The 15,132-nt window shown below is 72.6% G+C and carries 15 protein-coding genes; 6 read left to right on the top strand and 9 right to left on the bottom strand.

The window, feature by feature from the left end:
- The 6 genes from KME77_RS16305 to KME77_RS16280 form a co-directional block, all read right to left on the bottom strand.
- A partial coding sequence (locus KME77_RS16305) for an AfsR/SARP family transcriptional regulator (RefSeq protein ID WP_219467936.1) occupies positions 1–280 on the bottom strand: 280 nt, incomplete at its 3' end.
- 128 nt (positions 281–408) lie between these two features.
- On the bottom strand, positions 409–1,740 hold the full coding sequence (locus KME77_RS16300) for a serine hydrolase domain-containing protein (protein ID WP_219467933.1): 1,332 nt from the start codon (positions 1,738–1,740) through the stop codon (positions 409–411).
- 58 nt (positions 1,741–1,798) lie between these two features.
- Complete coding sequence (locus tag KME77_RS16295) at positions 1,799–3,346, bottom strand: hypothetical protein (protein ID WP_219467930.1); 1,548 nt, start codon at positions 3,344–3,346, stop codon at positions 1,799–1,801.
- A gap of 82 nt (positions 3,347–3,428) precedes the next feature.
- Positions 3,429–4,376: a CE1 family esterase gene (locus KME77_RS16290; protein WP_219467927.1), complete on the bottom strand. Its 948-nt coding sequence runs from the start codon at positions 4,374–4,376 to the stop codon at positions 3,429–3,431.
- Between the two features lie 29 nt (positions 4,377–4,405).
- Positions 4,406–4,849, bottom strand: coding sequence for a hypothetical protein (locus tag KME77_RS16285; protein WP_219467924.1), 444 nt, complete (start codon positions 4,847–4,849; stop codon positions 4,406–4,408).
- An 87-nt stretch (positions 4,850–4,936) separates the two neighbouring features.
- The gene (locus tag KME77_RS16280; RefSeq protein WP_219467921.1) at positions 4,937–5,359 is read right to left on the bottom strand and encodes an STAS domain-containing protein; all 423 of its coding nucleotides are present in this window, start codon (positions 5,357–5,359) and stop codon (positions 4,937–4,939) included.
- Between the two features lie 181 nt (positions 5,360–5,540).
- Here KME77_RS16280 and KME77_RS16275 point away from each other — a divergent pair, with 181 nt between their 5' ends.
- From KME77_RS16275 to KME77_RS16260, 5 genes are all read left to right on the top strand, one after another.
- A complete protein-coding gene (locus KME77_RS16275) occupies positions 5,541–6,380 on the top strand; it encodes a class I SAM-dependent methyltransferase (RefSeq protein WP_246609860.1) in 840 nt (279 codons plus the stop codon).
- A 119-nt stretch (positions 6,381–6,499) separates the two neighbouring features.
- Positions 6,500–8,713 (top strand): SF1B family DNA helicase RecD2, encoded by a 2,214-nt coding sequence (gene recD2, locus KME77_RS16270; protein ID WP_219467918.1) that lies wholly within the window; start codon positions 6,500–6,502, stop codon positions 8,711–8,713.
- Positions 8,714–8,932: 219 nt separating this feature from the next.
- The gene (locus KME77_RS16265) at positions 8,933–10,081 is read left to right on the top strand and encodes a L,D-transpeptidase (protein ID WP_219467916.1); all 1,149 of its coding nucleotides are present in this window, start codon (positions 8,933–8,935) and stop codon (positions 10,079–10,081) included.
- A 56-nt stretch (positions 10,082–10,137) separates the two neighbouring features.
- Positions 10,138–10,479: a YciI family protein gene (locus KME77_RS29345; RefSeq protein WP_246609858.1), complete on the top strand. Its 342-nt coding sequence runs from the start codon at positions 10,138–10,140 to the stop codon at positions 10,477–10,479.
- 2 nt (positions 10,480–10,481) lie between these two features.
- Positions 10,482–11,702: an RNA polymerase sigma factor gene (locus KME77_RS16260; RefSeq protein WP_308250726.1), complete on the top strand. Its 1,221-nt coding sequence runs from the start codon at positions 10,482–10,484 to the stop codon at positions 11,700–11,702.
- Positions 11,703–11,729: 27 nt separating this feature from the next.
- Here the strand turns inward: KME77_RS16260 and KME77_RS16255 are convergent, their stop codons facing one another.
- From KME77_RS16255 to KME77_RS16245, 3 genes are all read right to left on the bottom strand, one after another.
- Complete coding sequence (locus KME77_RS16255; RefSeq protein WP_219467909.1) at positions 11,730–12,350, bottom strand: class I SAM-dependent methyltransferase; 621 nt, start codon at positions 12,348–12,350, stop codon at positions 11,730–11,732.
- 61 nt (positions 12,351–12,411) lie between these two features.
- On the bottom strand, positions 12,412–12,963 hold the full coding sequence (locus KME77_RS16250; RefSeq protein WP_308250725.1) for a GNAT family N-acetyltransferase: 552 nt from the start codon (positions 12,961–12,963) through the stop codon (positions 12,412–12,414).
- Positions 12,960–13,685, bottom strand: a complete 726-nt coding sequence (locus tag KME77_RS16245) for a phytanoyl-CoA dioxygenase family protein (RefSeq protein WP_219467904.1) — start codon at positions 13,683–13,685, stop codon at positions 12,960–12,962. The genes KME77_RS16250 and KME77_RS16245 overlap by 4 nt, the downstream gene beginning before the upstream one ends.
- Before the next feature lie 200 nt (positions 13,686–13,885).
- Between KME77_RS16245 and KME77_RS16240 the strand changes: the two genes are divergently transcribed.
- Positions 13,886–15,132, top strand: a 1,247-nt coding sequence (locus tag KME77_RS16240) for an MFS transporter (protein WP_219467901.1), incomplete at its 3' end; no start/stop codon positions are given.

The raw sequence follows: 15,132 nt of genomic DNA, 5'->3' as shown, positions 1-15,132 counted from the left end.
CGACCTCCCCCGCGTCGGTGTCGGCGTCGAGCCGGTAGCCGCCGGGCGCGGAGACGAGCGCGGACGGCTCGGGCAGCGCCCGGCGCAGGCGGGAGACGAGGGACTGCAGGGCGTTGGCGGGGTCGGCGGGCCGTTCCTCGGGCCACAGCGCGTCGGCGAGCTCCTCGACGGTGACGGTACGGCCGGCAGCCAGCGCGAGCCGCACCAGCAGCAGGCGCAGCCGGGCGCCGCTGATGGCGGCGGACTCGACCTCCAGCGGCCCCAGGATCGCCACGCGCACACGACCATGCTGCCACCCCCAGCCCCGCCCCAGGACCGGCCGGGCCCACCCGCCCTGCCCGACCGCTCCACCGCCCCGTCGTGCGTGCCGGTCGGGCGTGCCCGCCGCCCCTCGGAAGCCGGGGCCGGTCAGGCGTGCCAGTCCTCCACGCCGCCCGGGACGGGCGCGGCGGGGTCGTACGGCTCGCGGGTGAAGATGAACGTGTTGACGTCGAGGTGGTCGCCGGCGACCCGCATCGTCTCGCCCGCGTAGTAGCCGTCGAGCCCCAGCCACGTCCCGTCCTGCTGGGGCGTGAACCGCGACGTGCGCCCGGCCGCGCCGACCGGCGCGAGCAGCAGCTCGCCGCCGGGCAGCAGCCGCAGCGTGTACGGTTTGGGCCCCCAGTGCCACAGCCCGGTGATCGCCAGCAGCTCGGGGTCGGCGGGGGAGGGCCGCCATTCGGCGGGCAGGCGGGGCTCGTGCTCGTCGAGGATGTCGAGCAGGTCGGTGAGCAGGCTGTAGGTCAGGCCGCTGGTGGTGTTGGCCATGAACAGGACGCCGACCTGGTCGGCGGGGTCGGCCCAGACGGTGGCCAGGAAGCCGGGCATGGATCCGGTGTGGCCGGCCAGGCGGCGGCCGGCGTGCCGGGTGAGCTGCAGCCCGAGCCCGTAGCCGGAGGTCCAGGTGTCGCCGTCGTCGACGGTGGCGACCTGGCGCATCTCGGCGATCGTGTCGCCGGACAGGACCTCGCCGGTGTCGCCGGCCACGAACGCCGCCCATCGCGCCAGGTCGGCCGTGGTGGACCACAGCTGCCCGGCGGGGGCCATGGCTCCGGCGTCGTGCTCGGGCTCGGTCAGCAGCACGTCGGCCCAGGGGTGGACGGCGTAGCCGGTGGCGTGCGGGGCCTGGGGGCGTTCGGTGGTGCGGCTCATGCCGAGCGGCCGCAGCACCTCCTCGCGTACGGCGTGCAGCCAGGGGACGCCGCGCAGGCGGGCGACCAGTTCGCCGAGCAGGGCGTAGCCGACGTTGGAGTAGTGGTAGCGGCGGCCGGGGCGGTGTTTGGCGTGCTCGGGGCCCAGGCGGGTGATCAGGTCGTCGGCGGGGACGCCGGGGGTCCGCTCCCACCAGGCGGTGGGTGGTTCGGCGGTGAGGCCGGCGGTGTGGGAGAGCACCTGGGCGATCGTGAGGTCGCCGGGGGCGCCGGGCACGTGCTTGGCCAGCGGGTCGAGCAGGTGCAGGCGGCCTTCGTCGCGCAACCGCATGACGACGACGGCGACCATGCTCTTGGTGATCGAGCCGAGCCGGTACTGGGTGTCGGCGGTGGGCGGCTGGCCGTCGCCGGCCTGGCCGCGGGCGCCGTGCCAGGCCATGCCGCCGTCGCGCACGATCGCGGCCGTCAGCGACGGCACCCTGCATTCGGCCTGTTCTGCGGCCAGCCTGCGCAGCAGCGCCCGCGCCGTCGTCTCACCCACCTTGCTCATGGGTGACAACCCTATGGGTCTCGAACGGGTCCGGGCGCCGGTCCCCCGGCGGGTGTCCTCAGATGGGGATCAGCTCCGGTCCGATCAGCTCGCCCTGGTGGGGCTGGGGGTGGGCCTGGTCGTGGTAGTAGTGGCCGGCGTACCAGATGACGAGGTTGGCGCCGTTGATGCTCTCGCCGTCGGCCCAGCGGCCGATGGCGGCGCGGTCGCGCGGCCCGGGGTTGCCGTCGTCGAGCTCGGCCGGGTGGTGGCGCAGGAACCACACGTCGGAGACGCCGTAGGCGTCGGCGGTGTCGTCGTAGGGGCCGGGGTGCAGCTGGTAGCCGCGTCCGGAGGACTTGTCGCGCACCTGCCAGTAGCGGCCGGGGACGCGGCGGCGGGTGGTCTCGCGGATGATCGGCACCGGGTCGGGGATGATGGGTCCCTGGTCGATCTGCTCGACGACGTCGTTGGCGGCGCCTTCGATGTCGAAGTCGAAGCGCCAGTAGGCGTGGTGGCGGTGGATCTTGCACGTCATCGGGTTGGCGGTGGCGGCGAAGCCGAACCTGGGCCGGATGGAGCCGTCGTCGCCGAGCCGCCAGTCGCTGGCGTAGCGGTACCAGCCGGCCTGCAGCTCGCTGACGATGCGCAGTTCCTGGCCGTCGTGGTGGAAGGCGACGCCCTGGAAGTTGCCGCTGTCGGTGTCGGTGCGCTCCAGGATGGTGCGGGGCTGGGTGTCGCACAGCCGCCAGCCCCAGCCGACGGGGTCGGTGCCGGTGGCCGAGAAGCGGGTCTCGGTGGAGGCGTCGTCGCGGAAGGTGGTGCCCTGCTGGTATTCGACGTTCAGTACCGGGACGTGGGCCTGGCGCATCACCAGCCGTCCGCGGTGGCGCACCTCGCGCAGTTCGACGCCGCCGCCGACGCCGGGGTTCTGGGGGGCGGAGGCGCGGGGCCGTACGACCAGCAGGTTCCACAGCTCGTCGCCGCCGCGCAGGACGCGTACCCGCACCTGGTCGGGGCCGCCGTGGTCGGTCATGGGGTCGATGCCCTCGGGGACGGTGTCCTCGCAGTCGTGGTGCATGCGCACGTCGATGCCGGCGGGCGTCCAGTCGACGGTGCGGGCGGCGGTGTCGACGGCGACGATGCGGTGCCGTACGCCCATCGCGCCGGTGGGGGTGTAGATGCCCAGGGTGGGGCGGCGCACGGTGGTGCCGTCGGGGTTCTCCAGGTCGGCCAGCGGCGGCATGGGCCGGTAGATGACCACGTCGTCGCCGGCGGGGAAGTGCGGGTCGGCGCGCAGCACGTCGGCGGCGGCGGTCAGCTCCTCGTGGCTGGGCCAGGGCCGGTGGTTGCTGGGCCGGATCTCGGCGTGCTCGGGCCGGTCGAGGGTGCCGCGCAGTTCGACGGCGCGGTTGCCTGCCGGGTCGAACACGGTGGCGCGGAACGGGGCGTCGCCGGCCGGGTCGTGGCCGAGCGCGGCGGCGTCGCCGATGCTCAGCCGGGCGGGGTCGGCGACCTCCAGCGCGGCCAGGACGCCGGGGTGGCGGGCCACGGCCTCGCGCAGCTGCTGGGCGCTGAGCCCGGCGCGGGGGACGGCCTCTATGGTGACGCGCACGTCATCGCTCATGAGTGCGTCTTACCGTCCGGGGCCGCCGCCCGCCAGGCCCAAGCCCCTTTCGGCAAGGGGCGCCGTCGCCTTTTGGCGAAGGTCAGCGCGAAGGGGTGGCGTCGAAGGCGTCCAGGATCACCTCGGTGGCGTCCAGCCCGCGCTCGGTCGGGCCGAGCCTGGGGACGGCGATGGGTCCGGGCCAGGTGTGGCCGCCGCCTTTGACGGTGTACAGCCGCAGGGAGGCGTGCGCGGGGCAGCTCTTCCACGTGCGCACCCGGACGGTGGCCGACAAGGCGGAGGTGGCGCGCCCGGTGCAGCCGAGGATGCGCGCCCAGGCCTCGACGCTTCGTTCGACGGGTTGGAGCGTGACCAGGTCGCCGAGTGCCCGCAGCCGGGCGGAGGCGCCGCGCAGCGGGTGTCCGCCCTGGTAGGGCACGACGGTGTCGCCGGTGCCGTGGAAGGCGACGATGGTGGTGGGCCTGGCCTCGGGGCAGGGCTGGGCGATGTTGATCCCGGCCACGGGCGCCACTGCGGCCAGGCGGCCGTCCAGCGCGCAGATCATGCCGGTGGCCATGGCGGCCCCGTACGACATGCCGGCGGCGAACTGGCGCCGCCCGTCGAGGCACAGCCGTTGTCCGAGGTGGTCGAGCAGCGCGGTGAGGAATCCGGTGTCGTCGGGGCCGTAGGTGTGCGGCAGTGTCCAGCCGAGCCTGCCCTCGGCGGCCTGCGGGGTGGCCACGACGTAGCCGCGTCCGGCGCCGATCTCGGGCAGGCGGCTGTAGGCGGCCTGCTGGGCAGCGTTGGAGCCGAGGCCGTGCAGGTCGAGCAGGACGGGGTGGGGGCCTTCGCCCTTGGGCAGCGACAGCAGGTAGCGGCGTTCCAGGCCGCCGAAGGTCAGGGTGTGCCGGCCGGGCTCGATCCGGTCGGCGCAGGCTTTCGGGGTGCCGGCCTTGGCGTCGGCCTTGCGGTCGGGCGGGGTGGCCGGGGTGGCGGCGCACTGGGCGGCCAGCGTCCCGGCGGCCACCGTCACGATCACAGCTTTGAGCACCCTGCCTCCTCGCTGTGACCGTACCTCCTTTACTGGCCCGGCCCGGTGCCGCCGGGTCGCGGCCAGCTGTCCCGGCACACCCAGCACTTGCGCGGCGGGCAGGCCCGGTACGGCGCGGCCACCACCACTCCGGCCAGCGCCATCGCGGCCATGAGCGCGACGAACGCCAGGTTCGCCGCCAGCAGCCCGGCCAGGTGCCACCCGTCCGCCGCCACCCCGCCCATGATCTTGGCGGCGACCAGCACCAGGAACAGCAGCACGCCGACGACCGCCAGCACGATCCCGAACCCGAACGCCAGCATGCCCGTCATGTTCAGCACCCGCAGATGCACCGGCGCCCAGCGCCTGACCCGCTCGTTGCCGCAGCGCGGGCAGTTCCTCGCGGCGCCGGCCGCCACCTTGGACAGGCGCGACTCCGCCTTACGGGCGATGCTTTTGGCCAGCTCGCTCACGAACGCCAGCAGGACCTCCATAGGGGAACTATGGGGCACTCAGCCGTCAGGGGTGAGCCCTTCGCGGGCACCGCTCGCCCGCTCCTCCGGGTGGGATCGGCCCTCTTCTCAGGCCAGTCCCGCCGGGGCGGCCGTGTGCTCGGCCAGCAGGGCGGCGATGGCCTCCTCCACGCTCGGGTGGATGTGCAGCGCCGACCACACGCCGGTGATCTGCAGCACCCGCGCCGGTACGTCGCTGACGGCGGCCAGGCGCAGGGTGGTGTTCTGCTCGCGCAGGGCGGCGTCGAGGCGGATCAGGACGTTGAGGGCCGAGCTGTCCATGAACGTCAGCGCGCCGAGGTCGAGCACCAGCGGCTCGCCGGGCAGTATCTCCTGGCGGAGGTAGGCCTCCAGATGGGGGGCGTTGGTGGCGTCCACCTCGCCGCCGACGGTGACCAGCACACCGATGATCAGGCGCTGCCTGTCCAGGCTCAGAGGCGCCATGGCGACCTCGGTGGAGCAGGGCACGCCCGACGGAGGTGTGACGATCATGGCATCCTCCTCAGGGGAAGCGGGTGTTGCCGAGCGGGTACGTCCATCTGCCGCACAGCCTAATGCCCGAAGGCCAATACCGGAACCCGCGTTCGTCATAAATTCCCCCGGATAACACAAATCGGACACCAATCCTCCGCATCCGCACCACCCCTGCGACAGGAGAGGAGCGGAGCAGGATATGCAGGTGACAGTGGCGTTGCCGCACCGTCAGGATCGGATCATGTCCCACGACCTTCGGCTTCGAGCCACCTTCGACCGGGCGGCCGCCTCCTATCAGGACGCGCGCCCCGACTACCCGGAGGAGCTGTATTCCGACCTGCTGGCGATGACAGGGGTCACGCCCCCCGCGCACCTGCTGGAAGTCGGATGCGGCCCGGGGAAGGCCACGCTGCCCTTGGCACGGATGGGCTTCCGGATCACCGCGGTCGAACTCGGCGACGCCCTGGCAGCAGAAGCACGGCGCCGCCTCACCGACTTCTCCGATGTTTCCGTGATCACCTCGTCGTTCGAAGGCTGGCAGCCACCGGCTGGGGCTCACTTCGATCTCCTGTACGCGGCCACGGCGTGGAAATGGGTGGACCCGGAGGTCAAGTACGCGAAAGCGGCTGCTCTGCTCGCCCCGGGCGGCCACCTGGCCGTATGGAACGCCGACCACGCGATGCCGGCGGGCTTCGACCCGCTCTTCACCGAGATCCAGAAAATCTACGAAGAGATCGGCGAAGGCCATGACGGCCCGTGGCCCCCGCCACCACCGGAGGACCAGAGCGACCCCATGGCCGCCGAGTTCGAGGCCTGCGGGTACTTCGCCGTGGCCGGGACGAAGCTCTACGTATGGGCTCTGCGTTACACAGCGGAGGAGTACATCGCTCTGCTCGACACCTTCTCCGGCCACATCGCCATGGAGCCGGCCAAGCGTGAACACCTCTACGGTGAGATACGCCGCCGCCTCGCCGCACGCCCGGACGGACGACTCACCCGCCACTGGTCGGCCGTCCTCACCATCGGCCGGCGCCTGTGACGTGGAGGCGGGGCCCAGAGGTACCCTTCGCCGCCTTCCGGCCCCCGGGCCAGGAGCCGTGCTGTGGCGCCGGTCCTCTAATCTGGCGCGTGTAGCGGTGCCGGCGGGAGGACTGAGCGGTGGGCGAGGGCGCGAGCAAGGTCGTCGGCACCGAGCTGTCCTGCGTCCTTGAACGCATCACCTTCTCCAGCGAGGAGACGGGCTACACCATCGCCCGCGTGGCCACCGAGCGCACCGGCGCCGACCTGCTCACCGTCGTCGGCCCCCTGCTGGGCGCGCAGGTGGGCGAGTCGCTGCGGCTGTCGGGCCGCTGGACCTCCCACCCCAAGTACGGCCGCCAGTTCGAGGTCTGGTCCTACACCACCGTCCTGCCGGCCACCGTCCAGGGCATCCGCCGCTATCTGGGCTCGGGGCTGATCAAGGGGATCGGGCCGAAGATGGCCGAGCGGATCGCCGACCACTTCGGGGTCGACACGCTGGAGGTGATCGAGCAGACGCCGGAGCGGCTGGTCGAGGTGCCGGGGCTGGGGCCCAAGCGGACCAGGATGATCGCCGTGGCGTGGGAGGAGCAGAAGATCATCAAAGAGGTGATGATCTTCCTTCAGGGGGTCGGGGTCTCGACGTCGATCGCGGTGCGCATCTTCAAGGAGTACGGCGAGCGTTCCATCGAGGTCGTGCGCTCCAGCCCGTACCGGCTGGCCGACGACGTGTGGGGCATCGGCTTCAAGACGGCGGACACGATCGCGCAGGCGGTGGGCATCCCGCACGACAGCCCGGAGCGGGTCAAGGCGGGGCTGCGTTACACGTTGTCGCAGGCGGCCGACGACGGGCACTGCTATCTGCCGGCGCCGAACCTGGTCGGGGACGCGGTGAAGATCCTGGAGGTGCCGGCCGAGCTGGTGGCCGGCTGCCTGGAGGAGCTGGTGGCCGAGGAGGGGGTGGTGCGCGAGGACGTCCCGGCGGGGGAGAACGTGGTGCCGGCGGTGTACCTGGTGCCCTTCCACCGGGCGGAGCTGTCGCTGGCCTCGGGGTTGCTGGCGTTGCTGCGGGGCGGGCATGATCGGCTGGCGGCGTTCGCGGACGTGGACTGGGAGCGGGCCGAGCACTGGCTGCGCGGCCGCACCGGCGCGGATCTGGCGGCCGAGCAGCGTCAGGCGGTGCGGCTGGCGCTGACGGAGAAGGTCGCGGTGCTGACCGGCGGGCCGGGGTGCGGCAAGAGTTTCACGGTGCGTTCGATCGTCACGCTGGCCAGGGCCAAGCGGGCGCGGGTGATCCTGGCGGCGCCGACGGGGCGGGCGGCCAAGCGGCTGGCCGAGCTGACCGGGCACGAGGCGACCACGGTGCACCGGCTGCTGCAGTTGCGGCCGGGCGGGGAGGCGACCTTCGACCGCGACAATCCGCTGGATGCGGACCTGGTGGTGGTGGACGAGGCGTCGATGCTGGACCTGCTGCTGGCCAACAAGCTGGTCAAGGCGGTGGCGCCGGGGGCGCACCTGCTGTTCGTGGGGGATGTGGACCAGCTGCCGTCGGTGGGCGCGGGTGAGGTGCTGAAGGACCTGCTGGCCGCCGAGGACATCCCGCGCGTACGGCTGACGCAGATCTTCCGGCAGGCGCAGGAGTCGGGGGTGGTGGTCAACGCCCACCGGGTCAATACCGGCCTGCATCCCAAGCTGGAGAAGATGAACGACTTCTTCCTCTTCCCGTGCGAGGAGCCGGAGGAGATCGCGGCGATGACGGTGGACGTGGTGGCCCGGCGCATCCCGCGCAAGTTCGGGCTCAACGCCCGCCGCGACGTCCAGGTGCTGGCCCCGATGCACCGGGGCGCGGCCGGGGCGGGGGCGCTGAACACCGCGTTGCAGGAGGCGCTGACCCCTTCGCGGGAGGATCTGCCCGAACGCCGCTACGGCGGCCGTGTCTTCCGCGTCGGCGACAAGGTCACCCAGTTGCGCAACAACTACGACAAGGGCGCGGCGGGGGTGTTCAACGGCACGGTCGGCATCGTGGTCGACATCCGTCCCGACGAGCACAAGCTGGTCGTGCTGACCGACGAGGACGAGCGGGTCGACTACGCCTTCGACGAGCTGGACGAGCTGGCGCACGCCTACGCGGTCTCCATCCACCGCTCCCAGGGCAGCGAGTACCCGGCGGTGGTCATCCCGCTGGCCACCAGCGCCTGGATGATGCTGCAGCGCAACCTGCTCTACACCGCGATCACCCGGGCCAAGAAGCTCGTGGTCATCGTGGGCTCGCGCCGCGCGCTGGCGCAGGCGGTGCGGACCAAGGGGGCGGGGCGGCGGCACACGGGCCTGACCCACCGCCTGACCCGCGCCTGACCATCCGTCCGGCATGTGAGGAAAACGCCACACTTACTCCTGTGAAGGGTGGTTCGTCTGGTGTTCCCAGATACAAGTGATTGAAATGTGACTGAACTCTCCCAAACTCATCTGCGTCTTACATGCAGGAGCATTAAGGTCTTTGACATTGAGTTTGCTGTTTTGGGGGAGAGGACCGACTTGAACGTCACGCCTGGTTGGAGGAAGCCCGTCGTCGGCATGGCCCTGCTGGCGGCAGCGGCGTTGACCGCGTCCTGCTCAGGTGGCAACGCCGCCCCGGGCAGCAGCGAGCAGGCGGCCAAGGCCACCACGACCGCCACCCCCGAGGCGCCCACGATCAAGATCTCGCCCGCCGAGGGCAGCTCGAAGGTCAGCCCCGAGAAGAAGATCGTCGTCATCGCCTCCGGCGGCACGCTGGACGAGGTCGTCGTCGACGGCGGTGGCGGCAAGGACGTCGAAGGCGTCTACAACGCCGACAAGACCAAATGGGTCTCCAAGGGCACGCTCAAGCCCTCCAGCTCCTACAACGTCAGCGCCAAGGCCGGCGTGACCAGCGCCGCCAGCACGTTCAAGACGCTCAAGCCCGAGCGTGAGCTGCTGGTGGCCGACGTGACCCCCAACGCCAAGGGCGAGACGATCGGCGTGGGGGCGCCGATCATCGTCACCTTCAACCAGCCGGTCTCCGACAAGGCGGGCGTGGAGCGGGCGCTGGAGATCAAGGCGCAAAAGCCGGTCAAGGGCGCCTGGCGCTGGATCAACGACACCACCGTCATCTACCGCACCGCCAAGTACTGGCCCGCCCACCAGAAGGTCAAGTTCACCGCGCGCATCAGCGGCGTGCAGGGCGGCAAGGGCATGTACGGCGTCAAGGACTACGCCACCACCTTGAAGATCGGCGCCAAGATGATCAGCAAGGTGAACGTCAAGACGCACATGATGTACGTCTACAAGGACGGCAAGAAGGTCCAGACCATGCGCATCAGCGCCGGCATGGGCACCACCCGCGAGTACACCACCACCTCCGGCGTCCACCTGACCATGGAGCGCGGCAACCCGGTCCGCATGATCTCGCCCGGCCGTGAGAAGGGCGACCCCGGCTACTACGACGTGATGATCAACCACGCGGTGCGGATCTCCAACTCCGGCGAGTACGTCCACGCCAAGAACAACGTCTGGGCCCAGGGCCGCAGCAACGTCAGCCACGGCTGCGTCAACGCCCGCCCCGACCAGGCCCGCTGGTTCTACGACAACTTCCAGCGCGGCGACGTCGTCGACATCACCGGCACCACCCGCGACCTGGAGTGGAACAACGGCTGGGGCTTCTGGCAGATGCCCTTCTCCAAGTGGGCCAAGGGCAGCGCCCTGTAACTGTCGATTTCCCCTCCCTGCGTTCGTGTAGACAGTGACACGAACGGAGGACCCTGATGAAGAACTACCTGCTGAGCGTCTACCAGCCCGACGGCGAACTGCCCGCCGAGCAGCTGGAGCCCATCGTGCGCGAGCTGGCCGCCTGGAGCGACGACCTCAGGGCGGCCGGCGGATGGGTGTTCTCCGCCGGGCTGCACCCGCCGCACACCGCCACCGTCGTACGCGAGCGCGACGGCCGCCCGATCATCACCGACGGCCCCTACACCGAGGGCAAGGAGCACATCGGCGGCTTCACCGTCATCCGGGCCGCCGACCTGGACGCGGCGCTGGCCTGGGCCGGCCGCCTGGCGGAGATCACCACCTTGGCGATCGAGGTCAGGCCCCTGCAGGACGGCTGAGCGTGACCTCCTCGATCGAGGCGCTCTTCCGCCGGGAGTACGGGCGCGCCGTGTCGGTCCTGACCGGCGCGTTCGGCGACATCGACCTGGCCGAGGAGGCCGTCCAGGACGCCTTCGCCGTGGCCGTGCGGCGCTGGCCGGCCGACGGCGTGCCGCCGAGCCCGGCCGGCTGGATCATCACCACCGCCCGCAACCGGGCGCTGGACCGGCTGCGCCGCGAGTCGACCCGCCACGAGCGCCACCTTCAGTCGGCCCTGCTGCACGCCCCCGCCGGGCCCGCCGACCCGGCCGAGTTCGCCGAGGAGGGCGCCGTGCGTGATGACCGGTTGCGGCTGCTGTTCACCTGCTGCCATCCGGCGCTGGCCGTGCCGGCGCAGGTGGCGCTGACGTTGCGGCTGCTGGGCGGCCTGGGCACGGCCGAGATCGCCCGCGCGTTCCTGGTGCCCGAGCCGACCATGGCCCAGCGGCTGGTACGCGCCAAGGGCAAGATCCGCGACGCCCGCATCCCCTACCGGGTGCCGGCCGAGGCGGACCTGCCCGAGCGGCTGGCCGCCGTCCTGGCCGTCATCTACCTGATCTTCACCGAGGGCCACACCGCCAGCTCCGGCCCGTCGCTGGTGCGCGAGGACCTGTGCGCCGAGGCGATCCGGCTGGGGCGGCTGCTGGCCGGGCTGATGCCGGACGAGCCCGAGGCCCAGGGGTTGCTGGCGCTGATGCTGCTCATCCACGCGCGGCGCGCCGCCCGCACCGGGCCCGGCGGCGCGCTGGTGCCGCTGGCCGAGCAGGAGCGCGGCCTGTGGGACGGCGCGCTCATCGCCGAGGGGCAGGCGATCGTGCGCCGCTGCCTGCGCCGCGACCAGCCCGGCCCGTACCAGATCCAGGCCGCCGTCAACGCCGTGCACAGCGACCCGCCCACCGACTGGTCTCAGATCGTGCGCCTGTACGACCTGCTGCTGGCCATGACGCCGACACCCGTCGTGGCGCTGCACCGGGCGGTGGCCGTGGCCGAGGTGGACGGGCCCGCGGCGGCGCTGGCCCTGGTGGAGGCGCTGCCGCTGGAGTCCTACCACCTCCTGCACGCCGTACGGGCCGACCTGCTGCGCCGCCTGGGCCGCGCCCGGGAGGCCGCGGCGGCCTACGAGGCGGCGATCGAACACACCGGCAACCAGGCCGAACGCGACTTCCTGCGCCGCCGCCGCCAAGACGTGACCGGCGCGCCGTGACCGGAGCCTCGTCTCAGGAGTTCTGCGTCAGGCGGGCAGGCGCCGTACCTTGACCGCGTTGTCGGTCCGGGTGAACGGCCGGCCGTCGGGCCCGGTCTGGACGCGTTCGTGTTCGGCGGCCACGAGCACCTGCCAGCGTCCTTCCTCCAGTTCCAGCCCGTCCAGCACCTGACGCGGGGTGGGCAGCGCCACGTCGGTCTGCTCGTGCCAGGGCGGCAGCCCGGCGTGCCCGGCCACCAGCAGGATCCCGCCGGGCGCGACCGCCGCGGCGGCGGCGCGCAGGATCTTCTCGCGCGGCATGTCCGGCGAGGGGGAGTGCAGGAAGTGGGCCGAGACCAGGTCGAACTGCCCGCCGGGGAACGCGGCGGCCAGGTCGGCCCGCTGCCAGACGATACGGTCGGCGACGCCTTGCTGTTCGGCGTGCTGGGCGGCGCGTTGGAGGGCGACGCCGGAGATGTCGACGGCGGTGACCCGCCAGCCGCGCCGGGCCAGCCAGATCGCGTCGCCGCCCTCGCCGCATCCCAGGTCCAGGGCGGTGCCGGGGCTGAGGGCGGAGACCTCGCGGACCAGGACGTCGTTCGGGTCGCCGCTCCACATGGTGGGGCTCTCCCGGTAGCGGCCGTCCCAGTATTCCTCTTCGTCGCTCATGCCTGGATGATCCCCGCACGCGGCCGTCTGCGACAAACTTCTTTGCCGGTCCGGCAAATCTCTAGGGTCGGCATTGCAGCAGCATGCCCGGCCACTGCCCGACGGTGAACGGCCGCACGCGGGTGAACCCGCACCCTTCGTAGTAGGCGACCAGGCGTTGGTCGTCGCCGGCGTAGCAGTCGACGCGCAGCAGCCCGGCCTCGCGCCGCAGCGCCTCCTGCCGGGCGTGTTCCAGCAGCGCCCGGCCGACGCCGTGGCCGGCGAAGCGCTGGTCGATCACCAGCGCCTGCACGTACAGCTCCGGCTCACCGGCGGCCGGCACGTACGGGGGCGCCTCCCCGACGGCCAGGCATCCGGCCGCCTGACCGTCCAGGACCGCGATGCGCATCCCGCCGCCGGCGGCCCAGGCGCTGACCTGCCCGGTGCGCTTGGCGTCGCCGGTGAAGGGCCGGCTGCCCCACTGCCCGGTGCGTCCGCGCGCCGTCAGCCACGCCACCGCGCTGTCGAACATCCCCAGGACCGCCGCCACGTCCGCGGCCCCGCCCGCGCGTACGTCCATCCGCCCCGCCTGGGCCCTGCCGGTCTGGACCCCGCTGGTCCGGGTCCCGCTCACGAGGCCGGCCGCATGGCGCGGCCCAGCACCGAGTCGTGGCCGGGGGTGAGCGGCTCGGTCAGGAAGACGGGTGTCTGCGCCATGAACCGCGGCTCGCTGCCCAGGTGCTCCTGCGCGGCGTGCACGGTGAAGGGGTGCACCAGGAACACGTCCCCCGGCGCGCCGGTGGCGTGGGCGAGCGGCCGTTCCTGGCTGGCCCGCTCCACCAGCGGCCCGGCCTCGACGGCCTCCAGCACCCGCTCGTCCAGCACCGCGGCCACGTCCCGCTGTGACCCGGCCCGGATGCGGGTGGGGGCGTCGTTGGGGCCGACGTCCGACAGCAGCACCAGCATCAGCAGGGTCTGGGGGCGGCCGCTGACGCCCCACCCGCCGTCGGGCCGCATCGTGTTGGCGTCGATGTGCCAGCCGCGGTCGTCGGCGGGGGCGACGCCGGGGAAGCGGACGGGGATGTTGCCGATGCCGCCGGCGCGCCTCCACCGGCCGGGCCCGGCGATCTCGTCCAGCGCGCCGTGCAGGCGCGGGCTGGACATGATCTGCCCGAACGGCCCTTCTCCGGTCAGGTCGGCCGCCCACACCACGGGTTTGATCCATCCGGAGGGGTCGTCGGGGGACATGCCGATCTGCCGCCACAGCAGCGCCCTGGCCTCATCACCCACCGCGGGCGGCACCACGGCCTCGATCTTGACGAACCCGTCGGCGATGAAACGCTCAGCGATATCCATGAACGCGACGCTAACAGCCATGTCCACCCGTTTTCCCTGCCCACGACGGCCTGCCGCCGTTCAGGACAGCGTGCCGCCGCCCGGCCGGTGGGCTCGCGGCCGGGGCCGTCCGGTGGCGGAAATCCGGTGGGTGAAAATCCGTTGCCCCGGCCCCGCGCGGCCGCCCTATGCTGCGGCTGGCTACGGGCGAAGGAGGGCTGATGGCGCGGCCCGGCGGCGTGGCAGGCACCTACGTCAGGTGGACGGGCCTGCGGGCGCTGCTGCACCGGGGTTATGTGCTCGTCTCCAACCTGTACTTCGTGCTGGTGGGCCGGCTGACGGCCGCCGACCTGCTGCTGCTGGGCACGGTCGTGGCCGCCGCCATGGTGGTGTCCGACCTGCCGGCGGGGGTGTGGTCGGACGCGCGCAGCCGCAGGTGGACGCTGGTGGCCGGGCACGCGCTGCTGGCGGTGGCGATGACGATGACCGGCCTGGTGACCTCGCTGCCGGCGATCGTGGTGACGCAGGTGCTGTGGGGGTGCGGCTGGGCGCTGATGTCAGGCGCGGACGTGGCCTGGGTGACCGACGAACTGACCGGCGAACTGGCCGATGACCTGTCCAATGACCTGGCCGGTGACATGTCCGGCGAGCCGGCCGGCGGACTGACCGGCGCATGCTCCTCTCCGTCAAGCGGTCCGGACGCGGTCGCCCGGGTGCTGGCCGGCGCCGCCCGCTGGGAGCTGCTGGGCGGGGCGGCGGGCACGGTCGCGTTCGGCCTGCTGGCCTGGATCGCCGGCCTGGCGGCCGCCATCGTGGTGTCGGGGGCGGGGATGGCGCTGCTGGCCGTGCACGTGGCGGCGCGTTTCACCGAACGCCACTTCACCCCTGCCTCCCACCGGCGCTGGAGCATCCTGCGCCGCGGGGTGACGCTGGCCCGCCGCGACCGGGAGATCCGGCTGATGCTGGCCGCGACCATGCTCCTCAACGGGGCGGCCGTGGTGAGCTGGCTGTTCCCGCAGCGGCTGATCACGCTCGGCCTGCCCGCCGACCCCGCCCTGTGGTACACCGCGCTGGTCGTGTGCGCCTCCGGCGCCGGAGTGGTGGCCCTGCGGGTGGCCCAGCCCCGTCTGGGCGGCGGGGTGCGCGGCCTGTACGCGGGCTCGTGCCTGCTCGGCGTGCTGGGCCTGGCCGTGCTGGCCGGCGCGCCTGAGGCCGTCAGCGGCGCCGCCGGGGTCCTGCTGGTCAACGGGGTCGCCTTCACCCTCACCCGGGCGGTCAGCGTCATCTGGGTCAACCGGCGCGTCACCGGTGACGTGCGCGCCACCGTCCACTCGCTGCTGTCGCAGGCCGAGACGGCCGGCAAGGTGGCGGGCGGGTTCGCGCTGGCGGCCCTGGCCGTCACCGCCGGGCCTTCGAGGTCCTCCAGCATGCGGGCGTACCGGCTCTGCAGGAGGGGCAGCTCGCTGGG

Origin of the sequence: Nonomuraea rhizosphaerae, assembly GCF_019396405.1 — a bacterium.
GTDB lineage: Bacteria > Actinomycetota > Actinomycetes > Streptosporangiales > Streptosporangiaceae > Nonomuraea > Nonomuraea rhizosphaerae.
The sequence above is the reverse complement of the archived record's forward strand: the minus strand, read 5'-3'. Positions and strand labels throughout refer to the sequence as shown.

Coding starts and splice junctions, on each gene's coding strand:
- KME77_RS16295 (WP_219467930.1), bottom strand. CDS start 3,346: ATGAGCGATGACGTGCGCGTCACCATAGAGGCCGTCCCCCGCGCCGGG.
- KME77_RS29345 (WP_246609858.1), top strand. CDS start 10,138: ATGAAGAACTACCTGCTGAGCGTCTACCAGCCCGACGGCGAACTGCCC.
- KME77_RS16300 (WP_219467933.1), bottom strand. CDS start 1,740: ATGAGCAAGGTGGGTGAGACGACGGCGCGGGCGCTGCTGCGCAGGCTG.
- KME77_RS16265 (WP_219467916.1), top strand. CDS start 8,933: ATGGCCCTGCTGGCGGCAGCGGCGTTGACCGCGTCCTGCTCAGGTGGC.
- KME77_RS16285 (WP_219467924.1), bottom strand. CDS start 4,849: ATGGAGGTCCTGCTGGCGTTCGTGAGCGAGCTGGCCAAAAGCATCGCC.
- KME77_RS16280 (WP_219467921.1), bottom strand. CDS start 5,359: ATGATCGTCACACCTCCGTCGGGCGTGCCCTGCTCCACCGAGGTCGCC.
- KME77_RS16245 (WP_219467904.1), bottom strand. CDS start 13,685: ATGGATATCGCTGAGCGTTTCATCGCCGACGGGTTCGTCAAGATCGAG.
- KME77_RS16275 (WP_246609860.1), top strand. CDS start 5,541: ATGCAGGTGACAGTGGCGTTGCCGCACCGTCAGGATCGGATCATGTCC.
- KME77_RS16255 (WP_219467909.1), bottom strand. CDS start 12,350: ATGAGCGACGAAGAGGAATACTGGGACGGCCGCTACCGGGAGAGCCCC.